Genomic DNA, 3647 nt, shown 5'->3' with positions numbered 1-3647 from the left:
CAGGCGGGCGACACGGACATGCGAACTCGGACAGCGACGGCGGATCGGTCAGTGTACGGCGCGATGCAGGGACAGGTCGCCCGAGGCGGCATGCCGCGGCGCGCGACTGCGGAGAGGAGCGGCTTCAGCCGCGACGGGCGTGACCGGGAAGGCCCGTCGCGGCTGAACCCGCTCCTCCGGAAGCAGGTTTGCGTATTTCTGGAAGCACCGTTCCCGCCTCAGCCCCCGTCACGCTCCTCGCGCGGCGGGAAGCGCAGCACGACCCCGCGCGGCGGCGCCGGCGGTGGCTGCCACAGCACCGGCACCTGGGTCGGCGGCGGCGGTTCCAGTTCGTCGTCGGCGGCGAGGAGGTCGTCGGTCTCGTCCTCGTCCTCCCAGCTGTAGCGCTTGCGCGGCGGCAGCGGATCGCGATGGCGCAGCAGCAGCGCGGCGACCACGCCGCCCACCGCGCCGCCCAGATGCGATTGCCAGGACACCCCGTCCTCGTGCGGCAGCACCGTCACCAGCATGCCGCCGTAGAACAGGAAGGCGATCATGCTGGCGGCGATCGCGGCGCGGTCGCGGCGCAGCAAGGCCAGCACGAGCACCAGGAACAGCAGGCCGTGGGCGACGCCGCTGGCGCCCAGGTGATGGCTGCCGGGATCGCCGAGCCACCAGGCGCCCAGGCCCGAGCCCAGCCACAGCAAGGGCAGCCCGGCCACGGTGGCGCGCGGATACACGCTGCCGGCCAGGGTGCCCAGGATCAGCAGGGCGCCGGCGTTGGCCCCCAGATGCTCGAGCGAGCCGTGCAGCAGCGGTGCGGTCAGCACGCCGAGCAGGCCGGCGGCCGTGTGCGGCGCGACCGCCCAGGGCCGCCAGTCGAACAGGCCCTGGCTGGCGAACACCGCCACCAGCACCGCCACGAAGGCCAGGCTGACATTGAACGCGCGCAGGATCCGCGCACGGTCGAAGCGGCCCTGCGCATCGGGTTCGGGCGTGGGCGAGGGGAGCGAAGAGGTGTCCATGCTCCCTGGATGGCGGCGCCGGGCGTCCAAGGCAAGGCGCCGCCGATGGGAGGGACTGGCCGCGGCCGCGGGACAATCCGCGGCCGCGGCGCCCGCGCCGGGTCAGTGCGCCGGCTTGGCCGGGCGCAGCAGGCTCAGCACCACGGTGGCGCCGATCACCACCGCCACCGCCAGCAGCGACACCAGCACCGGGATCTTGTACAGGTCGATGATCAGCATCTTGGTGCCGATGAACACCAGCACGATCGCCAGGCCGTAGGGCAGCAGGTGGAAGCGGTCGGCCATGCCCGCCAGCAGGAAGAACATCGCGCGCAGGCCCAGCACCGCGAACACGTTGGAGGTCAGCACGATGAACGGGTCGGTGGTGATCGCGAAGATCGCCGGGATGCTGTCCACCGCGAAGATCACGTCGGTGATCGCGATCAGCATCAGCACCGCGAACAGCGGGGTGAACCAGCGCTTGCCTTCCTGGGTCACGCTCAGCGCGTTGCCGTGGTACTGCGGGGTCAGGCGCAGATGCTTGCGCATGAAGCGCAGCACCGGGTTGGCCTCCAGGTCCGGCTCCTTGCCCGCCGAGAACCACATCTTGATGCCGGTCAGCAGCAGGAACGCGCCGAACACGTACAGCAGCCAGTGGAACTTGGTCAGCAGCACCGAGCCGGCGAAGATCATCACCGCGCGCAGCACGATCGCGCCGAGCACGCCGATCACCAGCACGCGCTGGCGCTGCTCCTCCGGCACCGCGAAGTAGCTCATGATCATCAGGAACACGAAGATGTTGTCGACCGCCAGCGACTTCTCGACCAGGTAGCCGGTCAGGAACTCAAGGCCCAGGCGGTTGCCGGTGGCCACGTCGATGGTCTCGCGCAGGTACCACCACAGGCCGGCGTTGAACGCCAGCGCCAGCGCGATCCAGCCGATGCTCCACCACAGCGCTTCCTTGAAGGTGACCTTGTGCGGACCGCCGTGGCGCATCAGCACCAGGTCCGCCAGCAGCGCCACGACCACCACGATCGCGAAACCGCCCCACAACCACACGTTGCCTATCGTTTCCATTGGGAATTTTCCGTCAGTGAACAGGGAACCTCGGGGCCGCGTTGGCGGAGGCGTTCCGGACGGAGACGACGGATGTCGTCCAGAGGGTGCCTTCGCCACAGCGGCGAAGGTCTCGCTCGCAGCCGATGCACCGGCTGCCGTTGCACCGGAGCCCGCGGGCTCGAATTGACGGCGACAACGTCGGGAGCTACTCCCCTTCTGCGGGCATTCTTGCGGCTGCCGGCGGTGCCGTCAATCGGGGCGGCTACAATGGCGTTCATGAATAGTCCCCTGCCCGTAGTCCGCCTCAAGAACGCCTGGCGCTCCAGCCATCCTTGGATCTTCCAGAAACTGGTCGAAAAACCCGCCGCCAGGCCCAAGCCGGGCGCGCTGGTGGACGTGGTCGGGGTGGACGGCGACTGGATCGGCCGCGGCTTCTACAACGGCCACTCGCGTATCGCCGTGCGCATCCTCGAGACCCATCCCGACATCGCCGTCGACGAAGCGTGGTTCGCGCGCAAGATCGCCGAGGCGGTGTCGCTGCGCCGTGACGTGCTCAAGCTGGACGCGGTCAGCGATGCCTGGCGCGTGGTGCATGCCGAGGGCGACGGCTTGTCCGGCCTGGTGGTGGACCGCTACGGCGACCTGCTGGTGGTGGAGTTCTTCAGCGCCGGCATGTTCCGCCACCGCGAGTGGATCTACGCCGCGCTGCGCGCGCAGTTCCCCGGCGCGCGCTTCTACAGCTTCGCCGAGGAGCACGTGCAGAAGCAGGAGAGCTTCGACTACCGGCCGGTGTCCAGCAGCGGCGAGCGCCCGGAGCCGGCGATCATCAGCGAATACGGCGTGCGCTTCCGCGCCGATCCGGCCGGCGCGCACAAGACCGGCTTCTTCGCCGACCAGCGCGAGAACCGGCAGTGGCTGAGCCAGCAGGTGGAGGGCAAGCGCGTGCTCGACCTGTGCTGCAACACCGGCGGCTTCGCGGTGTACGCCAAGGTCCGCGGCGCCACCGAGGTGGTCGGCGTGGACATCGACGAGGACGTGATCGAGATCGCCAAGGGCAACGCCCGCCTCAACGACGTGCGGCCCAAGTTCGTGCAGGCCGACATCTTCCCGTACCTGCGCGATGCCGCCGCCCGCGGCGACCAGTACGACGTGGTGATCCTGGACCCGGCCAAGATGACCCGCGACCGCGACCAGGTGATCCCGGCGCTGAAGAAGTATCTGGACATGAACAAGCTGGCGCTGGGCGTGGTCGCTCCGGGCGGCCTGTTCGCCACCTTCTCCTGCACCGGCCTGGTCGCCGAGCACGAGTTCCTGGACATGCTGCGCCGCGCCGCCTATTTCTCCGGCCGCACCATCCAGATCCTGAAGGTGGCCGGCGCCGGCGCCGACCACCCGTTCATGGCCCACGTGCAGGAATCGCGCTACCTCAAGGCGGTGTTCTGCCGCGTGCTGGACTAGCGCGCCACGCATGCGCAAGGCCGAGCGGCGATGCGTGCGTGACGGCCTGATCCGGGCGCGCCGGCCGGCGATCGACGCCGCCGCTGCATGAAGATCGTCATCGCCCCGGACGCGTTCAAGGAAAGCCTGTCCGCGGCGGAGGCGGCC

3 protein-coding genes are annotated in these 3647 nt (G+C 69.6%); 1 reads left to right on the top strand and 2 read right to left on the bottom strand.

What is annotated here, in order from left to right:
- Positions 1 to 218: 218 nt before the first annotated feature.
- Positions 219 to 1004 (bottom strand): rhomboid family intramembrane serine protease, encoded by a 786-nt coding sequence (locus D183_RS0123590; RefSeq protein ID WP_017911163.1) that lies wholly within the window; start codon positions 1002 to 1004, stop codon positions 219 to 221.
- 102 nt (positions 1005 to 1106) lie between these two features.
- Positions 1107 to 2060, bottom strand: coding sequence for a TerC family protein (locus D183_RS0123585; protein ID WP_010343036.1), 954 nt, complete (start codon positions 2058 to 2060; stop codon positions 1107 to 1109).
- 258 nt (positions 2061 to 2318) lie between these two features.
- Here D183_RS0123585 and D183_RS0123580 point away from each other — a divergent pair, with 258 nt between their 5' ends.
- Positions 2319 to 3500, top strand: coding sequence for a class I SAM-dependent rRNA methyltransferase (locus D183_RS0123580; protein ID WP_026144784.1), 1182 nt, complete (start codon positions 2319 to 2321; stop codon positions 3498 to 3500).
- Positions 3501 to 3647 lie beyond the last annotated feature (147 nt).

This window comes from Xanthomonas sp. SHU 199 (assembly GCF_000364665.1).
GTDB lineage: Bacteria > Pseudomonadota > Gammaproteobacteria > Xanthomonadales > Xanthomonadaceae > Xanthomonas_A > Xanthomonas_A sontii.
The sequence above is the reverse complement of the archived record's forward strand: the minus strand, read 5'-3'. Positions and strand labels throughout refer to the sequence as shown.

What these genes read in the sequence shown, in the direction of transcription:
- D183_RS0123590 (WP_017911163.1), bottom strand. Translation starts at nt 1,004, where the DNA reads ATGGACACCTCTTCGCTCCCCTCGCCCACGCCCGAACCCGATGCGCAG.
- D183_RS0123585 (WP_010343036.1), bottom strand. Translation starts at nt 2,060, where the DNA reads ATGGAAACGATAGGCAACGTGTGGTTGTGGGGCGGTTTCGCGATCGTG.
- D183_RS0123580 (WP_026144784.1), top strand. Translation starts at nt 2,319, where the DNA reads ATGAATAGTCCCCTGCCCGTAGTCCGCCTCAAGAACGCCTGGCGCTCC.